Here is a 26,340-nt window from a genome sequence, read left to right on the forward strand (position 1 = left end):
GTCGCCGCCGGCTCAGCCGGCGGCGGGGAAGAAGTCGTCGTCCAGGGCGGCGGCGTCGATCTTGTCGGCGGCGACGGTCGGGCCCACGCGGGTGAGGATGCGCTCCAGGCTCGCGGTGAGCCGGATGCGGGCGATGGTGTCGAGGGACAGCTTGCCGAGGGCGGCTTCCAGGCGGTCCAACTCCTCGAGCACCGCGACGGCGGTGCCGGTGGTGCCGGGGGCCAGCTCGGAGCGCAGGTAGGACGCCATGGCGTCGACGGTCGGGTAGTCGAAGACCACGGTGGCCGGCAGGCGCAGGCCGGTGACCGCGGACAGGCGGTTGCGCAGTTCGACCCCGGAGAGGGAGTCGAAGCCCAGGTCGACGAGGTTGCGCGAGACATCGACGGCATCCGGTGAGGCATGCCCCAGCACCGACGCCACGTGCGACCGCACCAGGTCGACGAGCAGGCGCTCGGCGTCCTCCGGAGCGGCCTCGGCCAGCGCCTTCGTGAGATCCGCGGTGCCCTCGCCGCCGGCCCGGCGGCCGGCCGGTGCGCGTACCAGGCCGCGCAGCAGCAGCGGTACGGCCTCCTCGCCTGCGGTCTCGGCCTGGCCGGCGAGCGCGGCGAGGTCGAGCCGCACGGGGACCTGCACGTCGTCCCGTACGCCGAGCGCGGCGTCGAACAACGCGAGGCCCTCCTCCGCGGACAGCAGCGCCATGCCGCTGCGTGCCGCCCGGCGGGCGAGCGTGTCCCCGGTACGGTCGGCCATGCCACCGGACTGCTCCCACGCACCCCAGGCCAGCGACAGCGCGGGCAGTCCCGCCGCGCGGCGCAGCTGCGCCACCGCGTCGGAGAAGGCGTTCGCCGCCGCATAGTTGGCCTGACCGGGGGAGCCGAGGATGCCCGCCGCCGACGAGAACACCACGAAGGCGGCCAAGTCCGCGCGGTCCTGCGTGAGTTCGTGCAGGTGCCAGAGCGCGTCCACCTTGGGGCGCAGCACCGCGTCGAGGCGTTCCCTGGTCAGCGACTGCACCAGGCCGTCGTCGAGGGTGCCGGCGAGATGGAGCACGGCCGTCAGCGGTTGCGTCCCGGGGATGCCGGCGAGCAGGCGCTCACACTCCTCGCGGTCCGCGGTGTCCACGGCGACCGTGCGCACCGATGCGCCCGCGGCGGCCAGTTCGGCGGTGAACGCGGCGACGCCCTCCGCGTCCGGACCGCGCCGGGACGCGAGCACGAGGTTGCGTACCCCGTGCGCGGTGGCCAGGTGCCGCGCGAGCAGCAGGCCCAGCGCTCCGGTGCCGCCGGTGATCAGTACGGTGCCGTTGCCGAACGGAGCCTCGGCGGGCTCCGCCGACGCGCGTTCCACTCGGCCGAGGCGTGGCACGAGCGCGTCGCCCGCCCGGAGCGCCAGTTGCGGTTCGCCGGTGCCCAGCGCCCCGCCGATCGCGCCCGCCGAGCGTTCCGACGCGTCCGTGTCGACCAGGACGAAGCGCCCGGGGTTCTCGGACTGGGCCGAGCGGACGAGGCCCCACGCGGCCGCGGCCGCGGCGTCCGTCACCGGCTCCCCGGGTACCGCGGAGACCGCCCCCGAGGTCAGGAGCACCAGGCGCGATTCCGCGAAGCGCGGGTCGGCGAGCCAGGTGGTCACCAATTCCAGGGTCCGGCCCGCGATTTCGTGTGCCTGCGCGGCGGCGTCGCCGCCCTTGACCAGGACGGGGTCGGCGGCCAGCGGCACGATCACGGTGTCCGGCGCCGGCTCGGGCAGGGCGGCGAGCCCCGCCGCGACCGGCACTCCCAGGCCCGCCCACACCTCGGTGAGCGGCGTCGGGGCGTCCTCGACCACGGCGAACCGGCCCGCCCTGGGCGTGCCGCGGCCCACCGGACCCCACTGCACACGGAACAAGCTCTCGTACGCTCCACCGCCCGAGGCTCGCAGTTGGTCGGCCGCGACCGGCAGGAACGCCAGTTCGCCGACCGAGGCCACGGGCCGGCCCCTGCTGTCCGCCACCGTGAGCGCCATGCGCTCGCCGTCCAGTCGCGTCAGCCGCACCCGCAGCGAGGCGGCCCCGGTTGCGTGCACCTGGACACCGGTCCACGCGAACGGCAGCGCCACCCGGTCGTCGTCGGCGTCCCGGCCGACCCCGACCGCGTGCAAGGCCGCGTCCAGCAGGGCGGGGTGAACGGCGAAGGCGCCGGCCTGCTCGCGCAGTTCCTCGGGCAGCTCCACCTCGGCGAACACCTCGTCGCCGCGTTCCCAGGCGGCCACCAGGCCGCGGAACCCGGGGCCGTAGCGGTATCCGCGCTCGGCGAGCCCGGCGTAGAAGCCCTCCAGCGCCATCGCGACCCCGCCGGGCGGCGGCCACACCGCCAGTCGACCCGGCATCTCGTCGGAGTCGTCGGGACCGAGCCGACCGCTGGCGTGGCAGGTCCACGCCTCGTCGGCGCCCGCGCCTTCCACCCGGCCGTACACCGCGACCGGGCGCAGCCCGTCCGCGTCCGGCGCCCGCACCACGACGCGCAGCTGCACGAAGTGCTCGGCGGGCATCACCAGGGGGGTCTGCACGAGGAGTTCGCGAACCTGTTCGCAGCCGCTCCGGTCGGCGGCCTGCACGGCCAGCTCGACCAGCGCGGTGCCGGGCACCACCACGGAACCGAGCACGGCGTGGTCGGCAAGCCACGGATGGGTGTCGAGTGAGATGCGGCCGGTCAAAACCAGGCCTTCGTCGTCGGGGAGTTCGACCAGCGCGCCGAGCAGCGGGTGGTCGGCCGAGCGCTGACCGGCACCCGTGACGTCGCCGGCACCGGGCCGCACCTTGGTCAGCCAGTACGGCTTGCGCGCGAACGTGTGCGGCGGCAGTTCCGCGGGTCGGGCCCCGTCGAAGACCCCCGCCCAGTCCACGCGGGTGCCTTGGTTGTGCAGCCGCGCCAACGCGCCGGTGAGCGCCACCGGTTCGGGCCGATCGGCGCGCAGGGTCGGGGTGACGAGCGCGGGGTCGCCGTCCAGGCAGTCCTGGATCATCGCGGTCGCCGTGCGGCCCGGACCGAGCTCGACGTACGCCGCCGCGCCCTGGCCGCGCAGCCACGCGACGCCCTCCGCGAAGCGGACCGTCTGCCGGACGTGGCGCACCCAGTGGCTCGGCATGGCGAGTTCGCCGGCCGAGGCCAGGCGACCGGTCACGTTGGACACGATGGGCACCGTCGGCGCGGTGTACGACAACCGCTCTGCGACGCGCTCGAACTCGGCGAGCATGGGGTCCATGAGCGGCGAGTGGAACGCGCGGTTCACCTTCAGGCGCTTGATCAGCCGGCCCTTGGCACGCCACGCGGCGGCCAGTTCCGCCACGGCGTCCGTCTCGCCCGAGAGCACCACGGACGCGGGCCCGTTGACGGCGGCGATGCTGATGTCCGGACCGATGCCGCCTTCCGCACGCACCTCGTCCTCGGTGGCGCGGACGACGAACATCGCGCCCCCCGCGGTCTGTTCCTGCATCAGGCGGCCGCGCGCCGCGACCAGGGCGGCGGCGTCCGGCAGCGACAGCACGCCCGAGACGTGCGCGGCGGTCAGCTCGCCGATCGAGTGCCCGATCAGGTAGTCAGGGCGTACGCCCCGGGCCAGGAGCAGCCGGTACAGCCCCACTTGGAGTGCGAACAGGCCGGTCTGCGTGTACAGGGTCTCGTCGAGCAGCGCGGCGTCGGCCGAACCGGGCTCGGCGTGCACGACGTCGCGCAGCGGACGGTCCAGGTGTCCGTCCAGCGCCTCGCACACCTCGTCCCATGCTTCCGCGAAGTCACGCGACGCCAGACACAGTTCGCGTCCCATCCCGATCCGCTGCGAGCCCTGCCCGGAGAACGCGAACACCACAGGCCCGTCGCCGCTCGGCCCCTCCGCGATCCCCGCGTCGGCCGACGGCACGTCGGAGTCGGCCAGGATGCCGAGAGCGGAAAGCAGTTCGTCCCGGGTGCCGCCGACGACGGCGCCGCGGTACTCCAGCGCCGAGCGCGTGGTGGCGAGCGCCGCCCCGACCTCGATCGTGCCGAGGTCCGGCCGGGCCGAGACGTACTCGTGCAACTGCCGTGCCTGAGTGCGCATGTCGGAGCGGGTGCGGCCGGAAAGCAGCCAGGGGACCGGGAACGCGCCCGAGCGCAGCTCGGCCGGACCGGCCGCGGCGAACGCGGCGGAGTCCGGCGGGGCGGTGGACGCGTCCGCGACGGGGGCGCCCTCCTCCACGATGACGTGCGCGTTCGTGCCGCTGATGCCGAACGACGAGACCGCGGCGCGGCGCGGCCGACCGGACCGCGGCCATGCGCGCTCCTCGGTGAGGAGTTCCACGGCCCCGGCGGACCAGTCGATCATCGGCGACGGCTCGTCGACGTGCAGGGTCCTCGGCAGTACCCCGTGCCGCATCGCGAGCACCGTCTTGATCAGCCCCGCGATGCCCGCCGCGGCCTGCGCATGCCCGATGTTGGACTTCACCGACCCCAGCAGCAAGGGACGTTCCCGATCCTGCCCGTACGCCGCCAGAAGCGCCTGCGCCTCGATCGGGTCGCCGAGCCTGGTGCCCGTGCCGTGCGCCTCCACCGCGTCGACGTCCGCGGGCCCGAGCCCCGCGTCCGCCAGCGCCTGCCCGATCAGCCGCTGCTGACTGGGCCCGTTGGGTGCGGTGAGGCCGTTGGACGCGCCGTCGTGGTTGATCGCGCTGCCGCGTACGACCGCGAGCACGGTGCGGCCCGCCCGCCGCGCGTCGGACAGCCGCTCGCACACGACCACGCCGACGCCCTCGGACCACGCGGTGCCGTCCGCCGCGGCCGCGAAGGACTTGCAGCGTGCGTCCGGCGCCAGGCCCTGCTGGCGGCTGAACTCGGTGAAGACCACGGGCGTCGCCATGACGGTGACGCCGCCGACCAACGCCATGGAGCACTCGCCCTCTCGCAGCGAGCGGCAGGCCAGATGCAGCGCGACGAGCGACGACGAGCACGCCGTGTCGACCGAGAACACCGGGCCCTCCAGCCCCAGCGAGTACGCCACCCGGCCTGAGATGACGCTCGTCGCGTTCCCGGTCATCAGATGGCCCCACAGGTCCTCGGACACCTCGTCCGGGCTCAGGGCGTAGTCGCTCTGCACCACGCCGGCGAAGACGCCGGTACGGCTGCCGCGCAACGCCGTCGGATCGACGCCGGCCCGTTCCAGCGCCTCCCAGGACGTCTCCAGCAGCAGGCGCTGCTGCGGGTCCATGGTGATCGCCTCACGGGGCGAGAGCCGGAAGAACTCGGCGTCGAACTCCGCCGCGTCGTAGAGGAATCCGCCTTCCCGAACGGCCGATTTCGGGATCCGGCCCGGGGCCGCCGCGAACAGGTCGTCCTCGTCCCAGCCGCGGTCTTTGGGGAACGGGCCGATGGCGTCGCGGCCTTCGGCCAGCAGCCGCCAGAAGTCGTCGGGGGAGCGCACCCCGCCCGGGAAACGGCAGGCCATCGCCACGATCGCGATCCGGTCGTCGTCCGTCGGCTCGCCAGTCCGGCCGGCCCCCTGAGCCGGACCGGCGGCCGGATCCGAAACCGCCGCACCGGCATCCGGAGCCGACTCCGCGTCCAGCGCCGCGAGTTCGGCCCGCAGATGCTCGGCCAGCGCGACCGGTGTCGGGTAGTCGAAGACCAGCGTCGCGGCCAGGCGCAGGCCCAGCACACTGCTGAGGGACTCGGCGAATTCGAGCGCGCTGAGCGAGTCGAACCCCTGTTCCTCAAGGCTCCGTTCCGGTGGTATCGAGTCGGCGCCGGGCCGGTCGAGAACCTCGGCTGCCTTCTCGCGCACAAGGCGTACCAGCGCTCGTGCCCGTTCGGCGTCGGAAGCCGCCGCCAGATCACGGCGGAAAGAAGAAGAAAAAGCAGATCCCACGGCAGACCCCACGGAAGATCCCGGCATCGACGACACCACCTCCCGGGGAAGCTACCGAGATTCGCCCGATCGGCACCCATCTGCCGGTAACCGATCGCCCCCCGGGCACCGAGACCGGGCGGTGACCGAAACATGGACGATGGCGTGGATTGGGGCGGTAGCTTCCTGGTCCGACACAGAGTTCGGGCCCAGTTCCGACACCGAGTTCGGGGCATGGTGCGGGGAGGCGTGGCAGTGAGCACGTTCATCGAAACCATCGTCGCCGTGGCGGCCGAAACGCCGAAGGGCATGACGACCGGCGAACCGCACCAGCCCGTCCGGCGCCAGTGGCGGGAGATTGTCGAGAAGGCTCGCGGCGGCGCCGCGGAACTCGTGGCGAGCGGACTGCGCCCCGGGGACGCGGTGGCCATACTCGGCGCCGAACTGTCCCAGGCGGTCCACGCCGCGGTGTCCGTGTGGCTGGCCGGCGGCAGCACCACGATGCTGCACGAACCCGGCCATCGCGCGAACCCCGAGGCCTGGCAGGCGTCGACGCTGCACGCACTGCGGACGGTCGACGCGAGCCTTGTGCTCCTCGGCAGACCCTACGAACCGGTCGCCGAGGTGCTGCGGGCCCGCGGATACGACGCGCGCCTCATCGAGGAACTGGAACGGCCCGACGCGGACACCACGTTCGCTCCCGTCCAGGTGGGCGAGGACGCGCCGATCCTCCTGCAATTGACGAGCGGCTCGACATCCGAGCCCAAGGCCGCGCGCATCACGCACGGCAACCTGATGGCGAATCTCCGGGACTTCACCCGGGCCCGGGATTTCGGACGCCCCGACGACGTCCTGGTGTCGTGGGTTCCGCTGTTCCACGACATGGGCATGGTCGGCTGCTTCATCGGATCGATGGTCTCCGGCATGGAACTCGTCGCGATCACCCCGGTGGAGTTCCTCCGATACCCCGGTCTGTGGCAGGAGCTGATGCACAAGTACCGGGGCACCATCACGGCCGCGCCGAACTTCGCGTACCTGCTCATGGCCCGTCAACTCGCCAACACCGAGCCCGGTTCGCTCGATCTGTCGTGCGTGCGCATCATGGGCAACGGCGGTGAACCCATCGACGCCGACGGCATGCACATGCTGGAGACCGTCGGCGCGCGGTTCGGCCTCGACCCGCGCGTGCTGGCGCCGGTGTACGGCGCGGCCGAGAACGGCGTCCTGATCACGATGGCGTCGGAAGGCGACGGCGTGATCATCGACACCGTCGACGCCGCCGCGCTGGAGAAGGACCGCCGCGCGGTGCCGGCCGACCCGGGCGCCGCACCGTCCGAGGTGCGCCGGTTCCCGCTGCTCGGCTACGTGCTGCCGTCCGTCAGCGCGCGCATCGTCGGCGAGAAGGGCGAGGTGCTGGGCGAGCGGGAGGTCGGCGGGGTGCAGCTGCGCGGGGCCTCGGTGACCGGCTCGTACTGCACCGAGGACGGCGTCGTACCCGCCACGGACGCCGACGGTTGGCTCGACATCGGCGACGACGGCTACTTCGTCGGCGACCGCCTGGTGATCTGCGGACGCCGCAAGGACGTCATCATCATGGGCGGCCGCAACATCTTCCCGACCGACATCGAGCGTGCCGCGACCGCGGTCGAGGGCGTCCGGGCCGGCAACGTGATCGCGGTACGGGTGGCCGAGGACGGCGCCGGCGGCATCCAGAAGGAAGGGTTCGCCGTCCTGGCCGAGTCCCGGCAGCACGCCGACCCCGAAGCCGCCGAGCGGATCCGCGACGCCGTCGCCGCGCGCGTGCTCTCCGACGTCGGGGTGCGCCCGGCCCGTGTGGTGGTGCTCCCGCCCGCCACACTCCCGAAGACGTCGTCGGGCAAACTGCGCCGCTCCGCGGCGCTCAACCTGCTCTGACTGGAGGGCGACGCATGCGATCCCTGGACCACGCGAGAGAGACCTGCGAGGGCTACCTGCCCGGACTGGTCGACGCCCTTGCCCGCGTCCCCCTCGCCGAACGCGAGGCACCGGGCAGCCCCGTCATCGAACTGTTCCGCAAGAGCCGCGGTCCCGCCCTGGTGATCCCCACCGAGTACGGCGGACTGGGCGCGGGGCCTCTGGAGGCCATGCGCGCGCTACGGGCGATCGGCGCGGCGTCGCCGTCCCTGGCGGTCGCCTCGACGATGCACCACTTCTCCGTCGCCACCCTCTTCACCCTCGCCGACAGCCTGCAGAAGTCCGGGCTGGAGTGGGCGCTTCTGGAGGCCGTCGCGCAGGAGAACCTGCTGGTGGCGTCCGGCTTCGCCGAGGGGCGCACCGAGCAGGGCATCCTGTCGCCGACGATGAGCGCGGTGCCGGTCGAGGGCGGCTACCGCGTCAACGGCTCGAAGAAGCCGTGCAGCCTCGCGCACTCCATGGACCTGCTCACCGCGGCCCTGACGGTGCCGGGCCAGGACGGCGAGCCCGAGCTCGCGGTGCTGCTCATCCCGTCGACCGCCGAGGGCATCACCCGCCATCCGTTCTGGGGCAGCCGGGTGCTGGCCGGCGCGGAGAGCGACGAGGTGCGGCTCACCGACGTCCACGTGGAAGAGCAACTGGTCGTCCGCACCGAGGCGCGCGAGGGCGACGGCCTCGACGAACTCCAGACCGTCGGCTTCCTGTGGTTCGAACTCCTCATCTCGGCCGGCTACCTCGGCGCGGTCAGCACCCTGGTCGAGCGCGCGCTGAACGAGAAGCGCGGATCGGCCTCCGAACGGTCGGCGGTCGCCTGCCGGCTGGAGTCCGCGGCGCTCCTCCTCGAGTCGATCGCGCAGCGCATCGCCGACGGGGCGGCCGGCAACAACGCGTTGGCCGAGGTGCTCATCGCCCGGTACGCCGCCCAGGACGCCATCAACGACGCCGGCGCCAAGGCCATCGAACTCCTGGGCGGCATGGCCTTCATCGGCGGGGACGAAGTCGCCTACTACGCCGCCGCGTACCACTGCCTGGGGTTCCATCCGCCGTCCCGGTCGCGGACCGCGCCCTCGCTCCTCGACTACCTGGAAGGCACCGGGCCGGTGCTGGTCGGCTGACCGCGCCCGTGCCCGGCCCGACTCCACGGCACGACCGACGCGCACGACAGACAGACGGGAGCCAGCAATGACCGACCGCACCGGACCCGAAGGCGGTACGCGCAAGTACGCCCCGGAGGCGGACTGGGACACCGCACGCGCCCTGTTCGACGGGGGCGACGAACTCGTGCTCACCGCCGAGCAGTGCGGGCTGCGCTACTGGTTCGACAACGTGCCGTACGGCACGCTGCGCGGGCACGCCGAAGGCCACCTGCCGGACGTGACGACCCCCGAACTCGTCCGTGAGCCGGGGCCGTTGCACGACGTGCTGGTTCGCGAGGTGGCGTTCCGCACGCTCGCCGAGGAGCGCGCCGCCGGGTCGCTGGGGTACCTGGTCCTGGACGCCCCGAACCTGGCGTGCATGGAGTTTTACGCGACGCAGCTCATCGACGAGACCCGCCACGCCATGGTCTTCCGCGAGCACCTGGTGGACCTCGGCGTCCCGCGCGAGGAACGCGACGCCCGCCTCGACGAACTCAACGCCCACGACCGGGCGACCATCATCACCCCGCTGGAGGAGTACGTCCTCCCGGTGATCCGCGACCAGCACGACTTCTACGGCGCCGTGGTGCTGCTCACCACCCTGGTGGAAGGTGTGCTGGCACCGGCGTTCGAGCAGAGCGAGCTCAAGTGGCGGCCGCTCGACCCGGTCATGGCGGACATCCAGAAGGGTGCCGGGATCGACGAGGTCCGGCACCTCGCGGTGGGCAGCTCGATCGTGCGCCGCCACCTGGCGGACAACCCCGCCGAGACCGAGCGCATCGCCGAGATCGTGCGCGGCGGCATGCACCTGTTCTACGAACTCCCCGTGATGCAGCAGCAGCAGTCCTGGGAAGCGCTGTTCCAGGAGGGCATGGAGCAGCACGCCGACCTCCTCGCCGACTACGAACTGTGGCCCGGACGCAAGCTGTTGGACACCACGCCCGACGAACGCATCGGCAAGACGCTGGAGATGACGTTCCGGATCCACGAGAACCGGCTCAAGGACATGGGGCTTGCCTCCGCCCTCGCCTGACCCCACGCCGATCCCCCAAGGAGGGAAGAGCACCGTGACACAGCCCAACGGCTCCACACCGTTCGCGGGGGACGCGGTCGAGGAGACGCGGCCCAAGCCGCGCTTCCTCACCGAGTTCACGCCCACCCGAGCCACCAAGACCCTGCACCCCGGGGCCCGCAAGCCGGCCGTCGCCAAGCTCGGTGAGCTCTGGCACGTGACCGCCCAGCGCAACCCCACCCAGACGATGATCGTCGACCGGCCCCCGGACATCGACCCGGACAACGGCTGCACGCGCACCAACGTGCAGTGGGCCGAGCTCGTCGACAAGATGGCCTCGTGGCTGCACGCCGCCGGGGTGCGGCCGTGGGACCGGGTCGCCGTGATGAAGTCCAACCACTTCGACATCTTCGTCACCGCCAGTGCGGTGGCACGCCTCGGGGCCATCCCGGCCCTGTTGTCGGGGACGTACGGCGGCGACGTCGTGCGGATCCTGCTGGAGCGCCTGGAGAAGCCGTTCCTGCTGACCGACAGTGAGCACATCGAGCGCTGCGAGATCAGCAAGGAGGTCGTCTCGACGTACACCGTCAGGACGATCAGCGTGGACGGCGCACCGGACCGCCCCGACATCGAGGACCTCGCGTCGTTCCACGGCGCCCCGGCCGCCGTACCGCGCCTGCGCGAGTACAAGGAGCCGATGATCATCACCCACACGTCGGGCACGACCGGCTACCCCAAGCTGGTCATGCACTCGGCCGAGTCGGTGTACTCGATGGGCGTCGTGGAGAGCAACCGCTGGCCGCGGTGGCTCGGCAAGAAGGACACGATGCTCTTCTGCGACCCGTTCACGCACGAGCGCCTCACCACGTTCACGCTGGCGGTCGCGACGACCACGCCGCGCATGCTGTGGGTGGGCGACCCGTCCATCGAGACCGCCCGCCGGATGTTGGCGGAGTACCGGCCGAACCTGGTCGAGACGCTCCCCAACATCTACATGTCCTGGGAGCCGCTGGCCCGGGACCCGGCCCGGCTGTTCAAGCAGGTCCGGCTGTTCCTCAACTCGTTCGACGCGATCCACACCCGGACGATCCGGCTGTTCATGAGCGCCACGGACGTCAAGCTGCCGTTCTGGGTGCAGTCGTGGAGCCAGAGCGAGAACGGCGTGCTGTGCATGCGCCCGTACCTGCGCTTCATGGTGCGCAAGCGCGGCCACCTGCCGCCGCCCACGCAGCTGCTGGGCTGGGCGCTCTTCCCGCACTGCCGGCTCCGCGCGGTGGACCCGACGACCGGGCGCAAGCTCAAGCCGAACCAGATCGGCCTGATCGAGATCAGCCAGCCCGGCCGCTGCCTCGCGTACGTGGCCGAGCAGGAGCGGCACGACATCAAGGTCAACGGCCGGTGGTGGCACACCGGCGACCTCGGCCTGATGAACCGGTGGGGCGCGGTCCGCCTGGTGGACCGCGAGGTCGACCGCATCGACAACGAGAACAACGATGCGGTCAGCGGCATCGCCATCGAGGACGTCATCCTCGACCGGCTGCCGCAGACCTCCGAGGTGATCATCCTGCCGCAGGCCGGCGAGCTGCCGGTGCCGGTGGTGAGCACCTACGACGACGTGCCGATCGGCGACCAGGAGTGGGCCGACGCCATCGTCGACCTGCCGAAGCTGGCGGCCCGCCGGCAGATCTCGTTCGACGACTTCCCGAGGACCGGCACCTGGAAGGTCCGCCGGCTCGACCTGCGCGAGCAACTCCTCGGGGCCAAGGGCATCGGTATCGGACGCTGGACCTGACGCGATGCTCGACCTGTTGGGACGCCTCGCCTACCGCCGCCGCCGCGCGATCGTCGTCGGCGCGGTGCTCTTCGCGGCCCTCGCGGGCCTGTGGGGGGCCACCGTCTTCGACCACCTGACCGGGACGGGGTTCACCTACGCCGAGAGCGAGAGCTCGCGGGCCGCGGAACTGCGCCGCGACACCGGCGGGCAGGCGGACGCGGACGTCGTCGTGGTCTTCCGGAGCGACCGGTGGACGGTCGACGACCCCGCGTACGAGCAGGCGGCCCAACGGGTGCTGACCGGACTGCCCGCCGAGCACGTCCAGAAGACGACTTCTTTCTGGACGGCTCGGCGGGACGAACTGGTCAGCCGGGACCGGCACACCACCTTCGCGGCGCTGCAGATGGCCGGCGGCGACGAGGCGGAACGCACCGACAACTACACCGAGATCGCCGACCTCCTCGAGTCGCCCGACCTCGACATCACCGTGGGCGGACCGGCCGCGCTGTTCGACGAGGTCAACACGCAGATCCGCAAGGACCTCAAGAGAGCCGAAAGCCTCGCGCTCCCTGTGCTGTTCCTTCTGTTGATCGTGCTGTTCCGCAACGTGCGCGCCGCGGCGCTGCCGGTCGTCATCGGCATCCTCGCGATCGTCGGCTCGCTCGCGGCGCTGCGGACCCTCACCTACGTCACCGACGTGTCGGTCTTCGCCGTCAACATCGTCACCCTCCTCGGCCTCGGACTGGCCATCGACTACAGCCTGTTCGTGGTCAGCCGGTTCCGCGAGGAGATGGACGCGGGACGCGACGTCCCCGAGGCGCTGCTCGCCACGATGCGCACCGCGGGCCGCACCATCGCGGTCTCTGCCGTCACCGTCGCCGTGGCGTTGTCCAGCCTGTTCGTGTTCCCGCAGACGTTCCTGCGGTCGCTCGGCCTGGGCGGCATCGCCGCGGTGCTGCTCGCGGTGGTCTTCTCGCTCACCGTCATGCCGGCGCTGCTGGCGATGCTCGGCCCGCGCGCGGCCGCCTGGCGTCCGCGGCGGGCGCGCGTCCGGCCCGCCGACAAGCCCGGGAACTGGGAGCGCATCGCCCGCGCGGTGATGCGGCGTCCGATCCAGGTCGCCGTCGCGGTGACCGGGCTGCTGGTGCTGCTCGGGCTGCCGTACCTCCACGTGTCGTACGGCTGGCTCGACTCCCGGATCATGCCGACGAGTTCGCACAGTCGGCAGGCGCAGGAGACGCTCGACACCGAGTTCGGCAAGAACATCACCAACCAGGTCGAGATCGCCGTGGTGCTGGCCTCGCCGGTGCAGTCGCCGGAGGGCCGGGCCGCCCTCGACGACTACCTCGGGCGCGTGCGCGCGATACCCGGCATCGCCGGGGCCGAGGTGACCGGTGCGGTCGGCAGTTCCGCCAAGATCGACGCGAGGTTCGGCATCGAGGCGATCTCCGAGCAGGCCAGGGACCTGGTCCAGGCGGTACGCGCGGTCCCGGCGCCGCCCGGCGGCGAGGCTCATGTCGGCGGCAACACCGCCGTGTTCGCGGACCTGCTCGACATGCTCGGCGAACGGCTGCCCTGGATGCTGGCGATCATGGTCGTCGCCACGTTCGTGCTGCTGTTCTTCGCCTTCGGGTCCGTGGTGCTGCCGATCAAGGCGATCCTGATGAACATCCTGAACCTGCTGGCCGCGTTCGGCGTCGTGGTGTTCGTCTTCCAGGACGGGCACCTGAGCGGACCGTTGGACTTCACATCGGCCGGCAACATCGACGTCGTCCAGTTGATCGTGATCCTGGGCGTCGCGTTCGCGCTCTCCATGGACTACGAGGTGTTCCTGCTCTCCCGGGTGCGGGAGCAGTACGACCTCACCGGCGACAACCGCGAGGCGGTCGCGATCGGGCTGCAGCGCAGCGGCCGCATCATCACCGCGGCCGCGCTGCTCCTGGTGGTGGTGATAGGCGCGTTCACCACCGCGGACCTGCTCATCGTGAAGATCATCGGGGTCGGACTGGCCACCGCGATCATCGTCGACGCCACGGTCGTCAGGGTGCTGCTGGTCCCCGCGACCATGCGGCTGCTCGGCGAGTACAACTGGTGGGCCCCGCGCTTCGCCCGGCCCTGGTACGCCCGTTGGGGCATCCGCGAGACCGGCGGCGAACCCGCTCCCCGGCACGAGCCCCTCCAGGAGGCGCCCAAGTGATGGCACGATGATGGCCGCCGCGTCGTGGCGGACGGCGGCCGAGGCGTCGGGTCGACTTGGGGGTGGTCGCGTGACCTGGGAACTGTCCGACCGCGATGTGCAGGTCGACGCGGGGCTGCTGTCGCCGGTGCGCGCCGGTACGCCGGTCGAGGCCGCGGTGAGCGACCGCGCGTGGCTGGCCGCGATGCTGGCGGCGGAAGCGGCGCTCGCGCGGGCCCAGGCGCGCCTGGGAGTGGTGCCTTCGGCGGCCGCCGAGGTGATCTCCGCGGTCGCCCGCAACGGCGAACTCGACGTGCGGCAACTGGCGTTGGCGGCACGTGAGACGGCGAACCCGATCGTCGGGCTGGTGCGCGCGTTCACCGGCCTGGTCGCCGAGGTCGATCCGGTCGCCGCCGAGTACGTGCACCGGGGATCGACCAGCCAGGACGTCTTCGACACCGGCGCGATGCTGGTCGCGGCCCACGCCCTCGACCTCATGCGCGCCGATCTCCGTTCGGTGTCCGAGGAGTTGGGTCGGCACGCGGCGGCGCACCGGGACACCGTCATGGCCGGGCGTACGCTCGCCCTGCACGCGGTCCCGACCACCTTCGGCCTCAAGGCCGCCGGATGGCGCGAACTGGTGCTCGCCGCCGAGGACCGGCTCGGCCGGGTCCGCCGGGAAGGCCTGCCGATCTCGCTCGGCGGGGCCGCCGGCACCCTCGCCGGATACCTGGAGTTCGCCCGTGTCGACAACCCGGCGGACTCCGAACGCGGTACCTACCACGCGCGACTGGCACGGGAGTTCGCCGCCGAGACCGGCCTGGTGTGCCCGCGCCTGCCGTGGCACACGCTGCGTACGCCGATGGCCGACCTCGCGGCGGCGCTCGCCTTCACCGCGGGCGCGCTCGGCAAGTTCGCCGTCGACGTGCAGATCCTCACCCGGACGGAGGTCGGCGAGGTCACCGAGCCCGCGGTCGCCGGTCGCGGGAGTTCGTCGGCCATGCCGCACAAGCGCAACCCCGTGCTGGCCACGATGATCCGCAGTGCGGCCCTGCAAGTACCGGTGCTTGCCGCCGGGTTGACGCAGTCCCTGGTGTCGGAGGACGAACGTTCGGGCGGCGGCTGGCAGGCCGAATGGCAACTCCTGCGCGAGTGCCTGCGTCTGGCCGGCGGCGCGACGCACACCGCCGTCGAGCTGGCCGCCGGACTGGAGGTCCACGCCGACCGGATGCGCGCGAACGTCGACCTGACGGGCGGGCAGCTCGTCTCGGAGCGCATCGCCGCGGTTCTCGCGCCGCTCCTCGGCAAGGCCGCCGCCAAGCGGCTGCTCTCCGAGGCCTCCGACGAGGCGCGGAAGGCGGGGCTGCCACTCGGCGACGTACTGGCGGACGCGGCGGAGCTCAAGGGGCTGGTCCCGCCGGAAGAACTGCGGGACCTGTGCGATCCGGAGCGCTACACGGGAGCGGCGGGCGCCCTCGTGGACGGGGCGCTGCGCGACGTGCCGGGCGCGGTGGGCTGAGCCGTCGGCACCGCCGGGAACCCCGGTGCGGCGGCCGCGGCGGCCGCCGCGGCACACCGGCCCGGCCCCGGGCAACCGCTCGGCGGCAGGGGCGGGCCTTCGGGCAGCGGGGCCGGGAGAGCCGGGGCAGGCGGTGCGGGACACGTGGCCGGAAACGTTTCGGCGTACGTCTGCTGCCCGGTCAGCACGATGCGCTGGACCCGGCGCAGCCCGGGCCCCGGGTCGACACCCAGTTCGTCGCGGAGCAGGTGCCGGAAGTCTTCGAGAGCGGCGAGCGCGGCTGCCTGCCGGCCCGAACTGTAGAGCGCCAATACGTGCAGTTCACGCAGGCGCTCGCGTAACGGATTCTCGGCCACCAGCGCGGACAGCTCCGCCGCCGCCCGCACGTGGCGTCCCAACTCCAGTTCCAGCGAGAGGAGTTCCTCGGTCAGAGCGAGCCGCAGGTCGGCCAGCGCGGCCCGCCACGACGCCGCGAACTGCCCGGGCACCCCGGCCAGCGGCGTACCCGCCCACAGCGCGAGCGCCTCCCGCAGGCACACCGCCGCGAGCGCCGTGCCGCCCTCCTCGCGCGCGGCCTGCGACCGGGCCAGCCACGCGTGGCAGCGCGCCAGATCGAGGGCATCGGTGCCGAGCCGCAGGGCGTACCCGTCGCTGATCGACGCGATGAGCCGCTCGCCGCCGTCGTCCAACGACTGCCGGAGCCGGTAGATGTACGTGCGCACGGTCGCCGCCGCCGACCGGGGCGGGACCGAACCCCACACCGCGTCGATCAGCCCGGACGTCGACACCTGTGCCCCCTCGCGCAGCAAAAGTGCGGCCAGCACCGCCTGCTGCTGCGGTGCGCCCGTGCGGAGCTCGGAGTTGTCCCGCCAGGCCCGTACCGGACCGAGCACGGCAAAGCGTATTTCCCCGGTCATGCGACGCCCCTCCCGACGGACCACGGACATTCCCCAACCAACCATAGTTAATAGCCAGTAACAAGCGTCCCATCCGTAGTCTGGGGCCGACCCCAATCTTTCGTGCGATCCTCGGGCCCCGCCAACCGGACGTCCGTCGTCCGGACCACCCACAACCCTTACCGTGCAAGGGACTTCGTGACCGACAGGGGCGAGCCGCGGCACTGGTCGGACGGCGGGGAATCGGCCCGGTCGGGCGGGTGTTGGGGAGGGGTACGCGTGCGGCGGCCCGGAGCCGTCGGGACTACTGGAAACGAGGAGTGGCTTGTGGTGCGAGCAGGACACACCGTCAAGGCGGTTGCGGGAACGCAGCATGTGAGGGTCGAGATCGACGGGCGGGTGGTGGCCGAGTCGCGGCGGCCGGTACTGGTGCACGAGACGGGCATGCCCGTCCGCTACTACCTGCCGCCGGAGGACGTGGCGCTGGACGCGTTGCAGCCGGCGGACACGCGGACGCACTGCCCGTTCAAGGGCGACGCCTCGTACTGGTCCTACCGGGACGGTGCCGGGCGGGTGACGGAGGACGTGGCCTGGGCCTATCCGGAGCCGTTGGCGGAGGTGGCCCTGATCAAGGGGCACCTGTGCTTCTACGACACCAAGGCGGCGGTCTCGGTGGACGGGCAAGCGCTGTAGGTCGCCGGGGGCGCCGGGTCGCCTCGTGAGCGGCTCCGAAGGTGGCGATTGCGTGGGACGATTCGCGTTGATCGGCTGCGGGGCGGGCGACGGCGCCCATGCCTGGGAAAGTAGCGGGCATGAGACGAGGGACAACCGCTGTGGTGTCGGCCGTCGGGCTGGCCCTGGCCGCGGCCGTACCCGCTGCCGCGGAGAGCGACGGCAAGGTCGCGACGATCAGCGATGCGCGCATCACCGAGTCCAGCGGTCTCGCGGCGAGTTCCCGACACCCCGGGGTGTTCTGGACCCACAACGACAGCGGCGGAAAGCCGCAGTTGTTCGCGGTCGGCACGGACGGGACCGTCAAGGCGACGGTCACCCTGGCCGACGCGAACGCCGTGGACTGGGAGGCGATCGCCCTCGGCAAGGACGAGAACGGCGAACCCGCCCTGTACGTCGCCGACATCGGCGACAACCGGGGACGGCGTACGGACGTGGCGATCTACCGGGTCCGCGAGCCGGACGTCCTGCGGGACACCCAGCTGACGCCCGGGCGCTACCGCATTGCCTACGAGGACGGGCCTCGCGACGCCGAGGCGCTGATGGTCCATCCGTCCACCAACCGCATCCTGGTCGCGACCAAGGCCCTCACGGGCGGCGGGATCTACACGGCCTCGGGACCGCTGCGCGCGGACGCGGTGAACACCCTTACACGGACGGCAAAGGCGCCGGCCATGGTCACCGACGGCGCCTACTCACCCGACGGTTCGCGGTTCATCCTGCGCGGCTACCTGAGCTCCGACATGTACTCCGCGCCGGGCAAGTGGATCGGCAGTGTCGACAGCCCGGTGCAGAAGCAGGGGGAGTCGGTTACTTTCCGGCCGGACGGCGCCGCGGTGCTGTTCGGCAGCGAGGGCGCCGACAGCGTCATATGGCGCGTGATGCTGCACGGGGAGAACCGGCCGGATTCCGTACGCGCTCCCGCAGCCCCGGCAGCTCCCGCAGCGCCGCCTCGGACCGAGACCGCGGCTCCGCCACCCCCGGCTTCGGCCTCACCCCCGGTTCCGCCCCCGACTGTTGCCCCGCCGCCCACGCCGCCCACGCCGGCTGCCGTCCCGACGGGCGGCACCTCGTCGCTGCCCGGCGGTGCCACGGTGCGGGTCGCCGACGAGCAACCGGACGACGCGAGCTGGCTGTCACCGGGCAACGCCTGGCTGTGGGCCGCCGTCGCGGCCGTGGGCCTACTCGGCGCCGGCGCCGTACGCGCGGTCCGCAGCCGTTAGCGCACGACCTCGCCCGCGCGTCGGACGCGGGCACCAGGGGCGTCGGGGCGGCGCGGGTGTGGCACGACGGTCGGCGAGGGGTAGTGATCGGCCATGAGCCAAACCCTCGCCGATCTCCAGGACCGGACGTTCGCCAAGGCCACGCCCGCGACCGACAGCACCTACCCGCCCGAGCGGCGGCTGACCGCCGGGCAGTTGGCGGCGTACCTCGACCGCCGCACGTACGCCGTCGTCGGCACCGCGCGCCCGGACGGCCGCCCGCACGCCGCGATGTCGATGTACGTCCGACGCGGGACCACGTTCTGGCTGCCGACGGTGTCCGGTTCGGTGCGGGCCCGCAACCTCCGCGAACAGCCCTGGCTGACACTCGTCGTCGCCGAGGCCGACGGCGACGCGCACATCGTGGTGATCCTCGAAGGGCCGACGGAGACGCTGCCGCTGGAGGACGCTCCGGAGGACGTCCGGGCCGTGGTCGAGGGGGACTGGCCCCGAGCGTGGATCCGGCTGCGCGCCGAGCGCCTGCTGTCGTACGCCGCCGAGGACGCCAAGCCGTAGAGAAGCGCCTGTGCCACGACGCCGAGTGCCGAGGGCCCTGTGCCGCGAGCCCTGTGCCGCGAGGTCCGGTGCGCAGGCGCGGCCCGTCCGCGCACCGGACTTCGCGACTGGCTTCAGGCGAGGTGCACGCCCGGTACGCCGTCCTGCACGGCCAAGGTCGCGCGTGTGCGGATCGGTGAGCCGGGGCGCGTGACGTAGTCGAGTACGCGGTAGTCGGTGCGCCACTGGTCGGGCGTCACGGTCACCGAGGCGTAGCCGCGCTGCGCGTTGAAGAACTTCATGTGGGGGTTGGCGTCCAGGAACGCCTGGCCCGCGGTGTCGACGTCGTAGCCGTCGCCGCCGCTGGTGATCGACGTGCCGACGAACTCCGAGCCGACGACGGGTGATTGCGGGTCGGCGTAGTCCAGGTGCAGGTTGGCGGCGTAGTTCTGGTGCCGGTCGCCGGTGATGACCACCAGGTTGCGCACCCCGCACTCGCGCGCGGCGGCGAGGAGCCGGTTGCGCTCCGCGACGTAGCCGTCCCACGGGTCGTACCAGACGTCGGTGACCGCCGGGTCGGGGTTGCGGTCGGTCTGGATCATCGGCGCCTGGTTGCCGAGCACCTGCCAGCGGGCGCGCGACGCGCGGAAGCCGTCCAGCAGCCAGTCGCGCTGCTTGCCGCCGAGCATCGTGCGGTCCGGGTCGAACCGGTCGTCGCAAGTGGTGCCGCCGCCGTCGCCGCACGGCTGGTCGGAGCGGTACTGGCGGGTGTCCAGCATGGTGAAGTCGGCGAGGCGGCCGTACGGCAGCCGCCGGTGCAGGCGCACGCTCGGGCCCTTGGGGAGTTGGCCGGCGCGCAGCGGCATGTTCTCGTACATCGCCTGGAACGCGTCGGTGCGGCGCTTCAGGAACCGCTCGGTGGTGTCGTTGCCCTGTTTGGGGTCCCGGTTCTCCGGGATGTCGGCGGCCCAGTTGTTGTCCACCTCGTGGTCGTCCATCGTCTGGATCCACGCGTGCTGGGCGTGGGCGTTCTGCAGCGGCGCCTCCGACTTGTAGAGCGCGTACTGCAGGCGGTAGCGGGCCAGGTCCACCGTCTCGGTGTGGAAGCGGGGGTCGGTGACCACCCCGCGTTTGTTGGTCCCGACGCCGTATTCGTAGAGGTAGTCGCCGAGGTGGACGACGAGGTCGAGGTCCTCGTTCGCCAGGTGCTCGTACGCGGTGTAGTACCCGTCCTGCCAGGCCTGGCAGGACGCGAAGGCGAACCGCAGGCGTCGCGGCATGGCGAACGGGTGGGGCGCGGTACGGGTGCGGCCGACGCGGCTGATCTCGTTGCCGACCCGGAACCGGTAGAAGTACTCCCGTCCGGGGGCCAGTCCGGACACCTCCGGGTGCACGGAGTGGCCGAGTTCGGGGGTGGCGACCACGCTGCCGCGGCGCACCACGGCACGGAACCGCGGGTCGAAGGCGACCTCGTACGCCACCCGCACCGGGCGGTCCGGCATGCCGCCGCGCCCGTCCACCGCGAACGGGTCGGGCGCCAGCCGGGTCCACAGCACGACGCCGTCGTGGGTGGGATCGCCCGACGCGACGCCGAGGGTGAAGGGGTGGCCCATGCCGCTCGGTGCGGCGTAGGCGGACGAGGCCGACCAGGCGCCGGTGCCGAGCATGACGGCACCGGTGCCGGCCGCCGAGATGCCGAGGAATCCGCGGCGGGAGAGTTGGGGACGTGACATGGAACTCCGCCTCACTGTCCGGAAAACAGGGTTTCGCCGGTGATCACATCGACGCAAGAAGACGGACGTCTGGCGTCGGAGCGAACCTGCCCCTACCTCTCGTCGAACATCCGGAAGCCGGCGGACAGCGATACAGCAGCATTCGACCGGTTTCAGGCGAGGGTTCGGCGACCTCCTTGGCCGCGTTCCGGGGAGTCGGAGAATGCCGCCCGGAGGCGGGGCTCGGCCGCGGCATGCGCCTGCCGCGTGATCGTCCCCGCCTCGGCGGCATGGTCCAGGGCCAGCAGCGCGGCCCCGGCGATCGGGGGAACGGTCGCGACGATCAGCCGGGCCCTGGGCGCGCGTGCGGCCATGCGCGTGCGGACGCCGCGCAGCAGGTGCGGCGGGCGGGCGGCGAGGACGCCGCCGCCGAGGGCGACGTCGGTCGCCCGGTCGAGGCGGCCGAGCCGGGTGAGCGCGGCGGTGGCGAGTACGGCCACCTCCTCGGCCTGCCGGTCCAGGATCCGCAGCGCCACCTCGTCGCCCGCCTCGGCGACCGCGCAGAGCACCGGGACGAGTTCGTGGAGCCGGTGCCAGGGGAGCGTGCCGAGGTGGGCGTCCACCGCGATATCGGTCGCCTGCGCGCGGCCGAAGTGCCCTGCGGCGGCCCGGGCGAGGGCGGTGGCGGGGCCGCGGCCGTCCTCGGCGCGCACGGACCACCACAGCACCTCCTCGAACAACCAGGCCCCGCCGCCCCAGTCGCCGGTCGTGCGGCCGAGGGCGGGGAAGCGGGCGGTGCGTCCGTCCGAGGTACGCCCCACGCAGTTGATCCCGGCGCCGCACACCACCGCGACCGCGTCCGCGGCGGAGGTGCAGGAACGCAGCACGGCGAACGTGTCGTTGGTGACCGCGGCGGTGTGCGCCCAGCCCCGGCCGTCCACCTCGGCCCGGAGCCTGCGCTCCTCGACAGGCAGATCGGCGTTGGCCGCACAGGCGGTCAGGTGGTGGACGGGAAGCCGGACGCCGGCCTTCGCCGCGGCCTTCGCGACGATGCGGCCCAGTCCGTCGACCGCCGCCGGCACGCCGCGGTGCTGCGGTCCGAAGCCGCTGCCCCGGGCGGTGGCCAGGACCGTGCCGTCGGCGCGCAGGACGGCCACGTCGGTCTTGGAGTTCCCGGCGTCGACCGCGAGCATGACCGGCGCCGCGTCCGGGGACTCCCGCGGTGGCGTCACCGCGCCCATGCCAGGTGCTCCCGGCCTGCCGCGACGAGGCGGTCGGCGAGGGCGCCGGCCAGGTCGTACCGGCCGATCGTCGGGTGGGCCAGGAGCGCGTCGTACACGCGGTGGCGTCCACCGCGCAGGGCCGCGTCGAGGGCGAGTTCCTCGTACGCCGCGACGCCCGCCACCAGCCCGGCGAGGAGCGGCGGCAGCGGCGCCACCGGCCGCGGTACGGCACCCTTCGGGCTTATGCCGCACGGGACTTCGACGACGGCGGCGTCCGGGAGGAAGGGCAGGGCGCCGTTGTTGCGGACATCTGCCACGCGCGGCACGGTCCCACTGTCGGCGGCCGGGGCTCCGAGCAGGCCGCGGAGCAGGTCGACTGCGGCCTCCGAGTAGTACGCCCCGCCCCGGCGGGACAGGATCTCCGGCTTGGTGTCGACGGACGGATCGGCGTATGTGTCGAGCAACTGCGCCTCCAATGCCGCGACTTGCGAGGCCCGCGTGCCGGAACCCGCCTCGCGCTGGTCGGCGACGACCACGTCGTGGGCCCAGTAATAGCGCAGGTAGTAGGAGGGCAAGACGCCGTGCCGCCGCATGAGTTCGAGGGGCAGACCGATCTCGGACGCCAGTTCGCCGCCGTACGCTTCCAGGAGCCCGGGCAGGACGTCTCCGCCGCCGGCTCCGCGCCCGCGGGCCGCCTCGGTCCCGCGTACGCGGGCACCGCGAACCCACGTGAGGTGGTTGAGCCCGACGTGGTCGAGTTCGACCTCGTCCGGCGGGACGCCCAGCCACTGTGCGAACCGGCGCTGCACGCCGATCGCGACGTTGCACAGGCCGATGGCCCGATGCCCCGCGTCGAGCAGGGCCCGGGTGACGATGCCGACCGGGTTCGTGAAATCGACCAGCCAGGCGTCCGGGGCCACTTCGCGCACCTGACGGGCCACGTCCAAGACCACCGGCACGGTCCGCAGCGCTTTCGCGAGACCGCCCGCACCCACGGTCTCCTGGCCCACGCAGCCGCATTCCACCGGCCAGGTCTCGTCGCCGTGCCGCGCGGCCTGGCCGCCGACGCGGAGTTGCAGCAGGACGGCGTCCGCGCCTTCCGCGCCGCGCGTGACGGAGTCGGTGACGGTCACCCGCGCCGGGTGGCCCTGCCGTGCCAGGATGCGGCGTACCACCCCGGCCACCAACTCGGTGCGGCCCAGGGCGGGGTCGATCAGCACGACCTCGCCGATGGGCAGGCTGTCGGCGGACCGCCCGAAGCCGTCCGCGAGTTCGGGTGTGTAGGTGGAACCGCCGCCCACCACTGCCAGCTTCATTGCCCTGGCCATCAACCCTTCACCCCTGTCAGCGTGATGCCCTCGACGAAGACCTTCTGCGCGAAGAAGAACACGAGGATGACCGGGGCCATCACGAGCAACGTGGCGGCCATGGTGAGGTTCCAATTGGTGTGGTGGGCGCCCTTGAACGACTCCAGGCCGTAGGACAGGGTCCACGCGCCGGGGTTCTCCGAGGTGTAGACCTGCGGCCCGAAGTAGTCGTTCCAGCAGTAGAAGAACTGGAACAGCGCGACGGCGGCGAGGGCGGGTCGGATCATGGGCACCACGATGCGCAGCAGGATCCGCACCTCGCCGCAGCCGTCCACTCGTGCGGCGTCGAGGTATTCGGACGGGACGGTGAGGAGGAACTGCCGGAGCAGGAAGATGGTGAAGGCGTCGCCGAAGGCCAGCGGGATGATCAGCGGCCACAGGGTCCCGGACAGGCCCAGATCCTCCGACCAGAAGATGTACATCGGGATCACGACGACCTGCGGGGGCAGCATCATCGCCGCGAGGACGAGCATGAGCGCGGCCCCGCGGAACCGGAACCGGAAGCGGGCGAGCGCGTACGCGACCGGGAGGCTGGACACGACGCACAGTACGGTGCCGAGGCCCGCGTACAGCAGGGTGTTGCGCCACCAGGTGCCGAAGCCCGGGGCGTTGAAGACGTCGGCGTAATTGCTCCACCGCCACTCGTGCGGCCACAGGTCCCGGGTCAGTGTCTGACGGTCGGTCATGACCGAGGTCAGGAACAGGAACACGAACGGCAGGACGAAGAACAGCACCGCCGCGACCGCGAGGGCGTGTACGGCCACCCAGTGCAGCGCGGCCTTGGTACGAAGTCGCCCGGTCACCTGCCCACCTCCTCTCGTCGCTGGTCGTGCGCGGATGAGTTGCCGCGATCGCGTCGCGGCGATTGCCGGGTGGCCGGGGTCGCCGGGGGAGCCGGAGTCAGTCGGGGCCGAGGAAGCCCGCACGGCGGCGCAGCAGCAGAGCCGTGGCCGCCATCGCGATGGCGAACAGGATCAGGGACAGGACCGCCGCGACCCCGGTGTCGAAGGTGGAGAACCCCGACTCGTACACCAGTTGGGGCAGCGTCAGCGTCGACCCCTGCGGGTATCCCGGCTCGAAGCTCTGCCCAGGGCCGCCCACGATGCCGCTGGCGACCTTTCCGGCGACCATGGCCTGCGTGTAGTACTGCATCGTCTGGATCACCCCGGTCACCACGGCGAACAGCACGATCGGAGTGATCGCCGGCCACGTGACGTAGCGGAAGCGCTGCCAGGGCCCGGCCCCGTCGAGGGCCGCCGCCTCGTACTGCTCGCGCGGCACGTCGACGAGCGCCGCGACGAAGATGACCATCAGGTCGCCGATGCCCCAGACCGCCAGCAGGGTGAGTCCGGGCTTGGACCAGTCCGGGTCGTTGAACCAGCCGACCGTACCGATGCCGATCCCGTCGAGGAGCTGGTCGACCGGGCCGGTGGCCGGGTTGAGCAGGAAGACGAAGGCGATGGTCGCGGCGACCGGCGGGGCCAGGAACGGCAGGTAGCACAGAGTGCGGAACAGGTTGGCACCGCGCCGCAGCCGGACCGCGACCAGGCCGACCCCGAGGCCGAAGAGCACCCGCAGCGGCACCATGATCGCGACCAGCCACAGCGTGTTGCGCAGCGCCTGCCCCAGATAGGGGTAGTCGCCGAAGACGTAGCGCCAGTTCCGCAAGCCGACCCACACCGGCGGGTTGATGAGGTCGTAGTGGGTGAACGAGTAGTAGGCGGTCGCGCCCAGCGGGTACAGGAAGAAGACCGAGAATCCGATCAGCCACGGTGACAGGAACGCCGCCGTGCGGGCGGCCCGCCGGCGCCGCTGCGCGCGCAGCGCCGGCGGAACCGCGGCTGTCACGGCCGGGCCTGGGCGTTGTCGGCGTCGATCTGCCGGTCGACGCCCTGCAGTCCGCCCTTGAGGTCGGACACCTGCCCGGCCTCCCACTTGTAGCAGAACTCCTGGAAAGTCACCTGGTACTGGCCGCCGTTGACGCTGGCGGGCGTGGTGTTGCTGTGTGGGTTCCGGAAGATGTCCAGGAAGGTCTTGAAGTGCTCGTCACCGGCGAGCGGCGTGGTGTTCAGCGCCGCGAACGTCGACGGCACGTTGTGGATGGTCGCCGCGAAGGTGTTGACCGCGTCGGTGTCGGTGGTCAGATACTTCACGAACTCCCAGGCGGCGGCCTGGTGGTGGCTGGACCTGGCGATGCCGATCACGGTGCCGGCCAGGTAGCCGCGGCCGTACTTGTCCACCTGGTCGTCGGGGACCGGCATCGGCGCGGTGCCGTAGTTGAGGCCGGGCGCCTCGTCCGCGATGCTCGCGGTCCGCCATTCGCCGTCGACCTGCATGGCCACCTGGCCGACCTGGAACGGGTTCTGCGCGGAGAACTCGTCGCCGAAGCCGCTGCGGAACTTCTCCAGCTTCTCGAACCCGCCCAGTGCTTCGACCAGTTCCTTCTGGTACGCGAGGAACTGCGCGGCGGCCGGGTCGGTGGCGAGGTTGGATTTGCCGTCCGCGCCCACGTACGTCGGTCCCCACTGGGCCATGACGTGCGCGGGGGTGAACTCGTAGCCGTGGAAGACCGGCATGGTCCCGGCGACCTTGATGGAGCCGTCCGGGTTGAGCTGCTGCAGTTTGAGCGCGGCGGCCTTGAACTCCGACATGGTCTTCGGCGGCGCCGTGATGCCGGCCGCGGCGAACATGTCCTTGTTGTAGTAGAGCCCGTACGCGTCCGCGAGGAACGGCAGGGCGCAGCGGCGGCCTTCGAACTGCGTGTAGTCGAGGGTGGCCTTGGGGAAGGTCGCCGCGGGGTCGAGGGCGGACTTGGCGAGGAACGGCGCGAGGTCGACCCAGCCGCCGGACGAGCAGAACTGCCCGACGTTGTCGGTGGTGAACGACGACACGACGTCCGGGCCGTTCTTCGAGCGCACGCCCTGGATGAGCTTGTCGTCGGTGACGTTGGACGTCGCCTTCACGGTGATGTTCGGGTGCTTCTCGTTGAACTTCCTGATGAGGCCGTCGAGGGCCGCGACTTCGCGGTCCTGGCTCCACCCGTGCCAGAACTTGATGGTGACCTTCTTGCCGGGGTCCTCGTCCGCGCCCGTTCCGGACGAACCGGAGCCCGCGCACGAGGCGGTGAACAGCAGGGCGGCGGCGACGGGGGCGAGCGCCGCGGCGAACCGGCGGAATAGGGGTCGGTGCACTGGATCCTCCTCGGAGAGGCGGGACGACGTGCGGGGCGGATG

The 26,340-nt window shown here is 72.2% G+C and carries 16 protein-coding genes and 1 pseudogene; 9 read left to right on the forward strand and 8 right to left on the reverse strand.

What is annotated here, in order from left to right; genetic code table 11:
* Positions 1-12: 12 nt before the first annotated feature.
* Positions 13-5,787: pseudogene (locus AB0C36_RS16235) on the reverse strand (type I polyketide synthase); the annotation flags it as partial.
* 318 nt (positions 5,788-6,105) lie between these two features.
* Between AB0C36_RS16235 and AB0C36_RS16240 the strand changes: the two are divergent.
* From AB0C36_RS16240 to AB0C36_RS16265, 6 genes are all read left to right on the forward strand, one after another.
* A complete protein-coding gene (locus AB0C36_RS16240) occupies positions 6,106-7,764 on the forward strand; it encodes a long-chain-fatty-acid--CoA ligase (protein ID WP_358354294.1) in 1,659 nt (552 codons plus the stop codon).
* A gap of 14 nt (positions 7,765-7,778) precedes the next feature.
* Positions 7,779-8,918, forward strand: coding sequence for an acyl-CoA dehydrogenase family protein (locus AB0C36_RS16245; protein WP_358354297.1), 1,140 nt, complete (start codon positions 7,779-7,781; stop codon positions 8,916-8,918).
* Between the two features lie 67 nt (positions 8,919-8,985).
* Positions 8,986-9,972 carry a ferritin family protein gene (locus AB0C36_RS16250; RefSeq protein WP_358354300.1) on the forward strand — a complete coding sequence of 329 codons (987 nt, stop codon included), beginning with the start codon at positions 8,986-8,988 and terminating at the stop codon, positions 9,970-9,972.
* Between the two features lie 34 nt (positions 9,973-10,006).
* Positions 10,007-11,743 carry a class I adenylate-forming enzyme family protein gene (locus AB0C36_RS16255; RefSeq protein WP_358354302.1) on the forward strand — a complete coding sequence of 579 codons (1,737 nt, stop codon included), beginning with the start codon at positions 10,007-10,009 and terminating at the stop codon, positions 11,741-11,743.
* 4 nt (positions 11,744-11,747) lie between these two features.
* Entirely contained in the window at positions 11,748-13,922 is a 2,175-nt protein-coding gene (locus tag AB0C36_RS16260; protein WP_358354304.1) for an MMPL family transporter, read from the forward strand.
* A 70-nt stretch (positions 13,923-13,992) separates the two neighbouring features.
* A complete protein-coding gene (locus AB0C36_RS16265; protein ID WP_358354307.1) occupies positions 13,993-15,420 on the forward strand; it encodes a nitrosuccinate lyase in 1,428 nt (475 codons plus the stop codon).
* Here AB0C36_RS16265 and AB0C36_RS16270 read toward each other — a convergent pair.
* A complete protein-coding gene (locus AB0C36_RS16270) occupies positions 15,354-16,337 on the reverse strand; it encodes an AfsR/SARP family transcriptional regulator (RefSeq protein WP_358354310.1) in 984 nt (327 codons plus the stop codon). The genes AB0C36_RS16265 and AB0C36_RS16270 overlap by 67 nt on opposite strands.
* 306 nt (positions 16,338-16,643) lie before the next feature.
* Here AB0C36_RS16270 and AB0C36_RS16275 point away from each other — a divergent pair, with 306 nt between their 5' ends.
* The 3 genes from AB0C36_RS16275 (at position 16,644) to AB0C36_RS16285 (ending at position 18,826) form a co-directional block, all read left to right on the forward strand.
* Positions 16,644-17,009 (forward strand): DUF427 domain-containing protein, encoded by a 366-nt coding sequence (locus tag AB0C36_RS16275; RefSeq protein WP_358354313.1) that lies wholly within the window; start codon positions 16,644-16,646, stop codon positions 17,007-17,009.
* A 119-nt stretch (positions 17,010-17,128) separates the two neighbouring features.
* Positions 17,129-18,271, forward strand: coding sequence for a hypothetical protein (locus tag AB0C36_RS16280; protein ID WP_358354314.1), 1,143 nt, complete (start codon positions 17,129-17,131; stop codon positions 18,269-18,271).
* 93 nt (positions 18,272-18,364) lie between these two features.
* Positions 18,365-18,826 carry a pyridoxamine 5'-phosphate oxidase family protein gene (locus AB0C36_RS16285; protein ID WP_358354317.1) on the forward strand — a complete coding sequence of 154 codons (462 nt, stop codon included), beginning with the start codon at positions 18,365-18,367 and terminating at the stop codon, positions 18,824-18,826.
* A 113-nt stretch (positions 18,827-18,939) separates the two neighbouring features.
* Here the strand turns inward: AB0C36_RS16285 and AB0C36_RS16290 are convergent, their stop codons facing one another.
* The 6 genes from AB0C36_RS16290 to AB0C36_RS16315 form a co-directional block, all read right to left on the reverse strand.
* Positions 18,940-20,538: an alkaline phosphatase D family protein gene (locus AB0C36_RS16290; RefSeq protein ID WP_358354320.1), complete on the reverse strand. Its 1,599-nt coding sequence runs from the start codon at positions 20,536-20,538 to the stop codon at positions 18,940-18,942.
* A 152-nt stretch (positions 20,539-20,690) separates the two neighbouring features.
* On the reverse strand, positions 20,691-21,758 hold the full coding sequence (locus AB0C36_RS16295) for an N-acetylglucosamine kinase (RefSeq protein ID WP_358354322.1): 1,068 nt from the start codon (positions 21,756-21,758) through the stop codon (positions 20,691-20,693).
* Positions 21,746-23,056: a family 4 glycosyl hydrolase gene (locus AB0C36_RS16300; RefSeq protein WP_358354419.1), complete on the reverse strand. Its 1,311-nt coding sequence runs from the start codon at positions 23,054-23,056 to the stop codon at positions 21,746-21,748. Before AB0C36_RS16300 ends, AB0C36_RS16295 begins: the two co-directional genes overlap by 13 nt.
* 11 nt (positions 23,057-23,067) lie before the next feature.
* A complete protein-coding gene (locus AB0C36_RS16305; RefSeq protein ID WP_358354325.1) occupies positions 23,068-23,910 on the reverse strand; it encodes a carbohydrate ABC transporter permease in 843 nt (280 codons plus the stop codon).
* A 97-nt stretch (positions 23,911-24,007) separates the two neighbouring features.
* Positions 24,008-24,955 carry a carbohydrate ABC transporter permease gene (locus AB0C36_RS16310; protein ID WP_358354328.1) on the reverse strand — a complete coding sequence of 316 codons (948 nt, stop codon included), beginning with the start codon at positions 24,953-24,955 and terminating at the stop codon, positions 24,008-24,010.
* On the reverse strand, positions 24,952-26,298 hold the full coding sequence (locus AB0C36_RS16315; RefSeq protein ID WP_358354331.1) for an ABC transporter substrate-binding protein: 1,347 nt from the start codon (positions 26,296-26,298) through the stop codon (positions 24,952-24,954). The genes AB0C36_RS16310 and AB0C36_RS16315 overlap by 4 nt, the downstream gene beginning before the upstream one ends.
* Between the last annotated feature and the right edge of the window lie 42 nt (positions 26,299-26,340).

The organism is Streptodolium elevatio (assembly GCF_040649515.1).
GTDB classification, from domain to species: Bacteria; Actinomycetota; Actinomycetes; order Streptomycetales; family Streptomycetaceae; genus Yinghuangia; species Yinghuangia elevatio.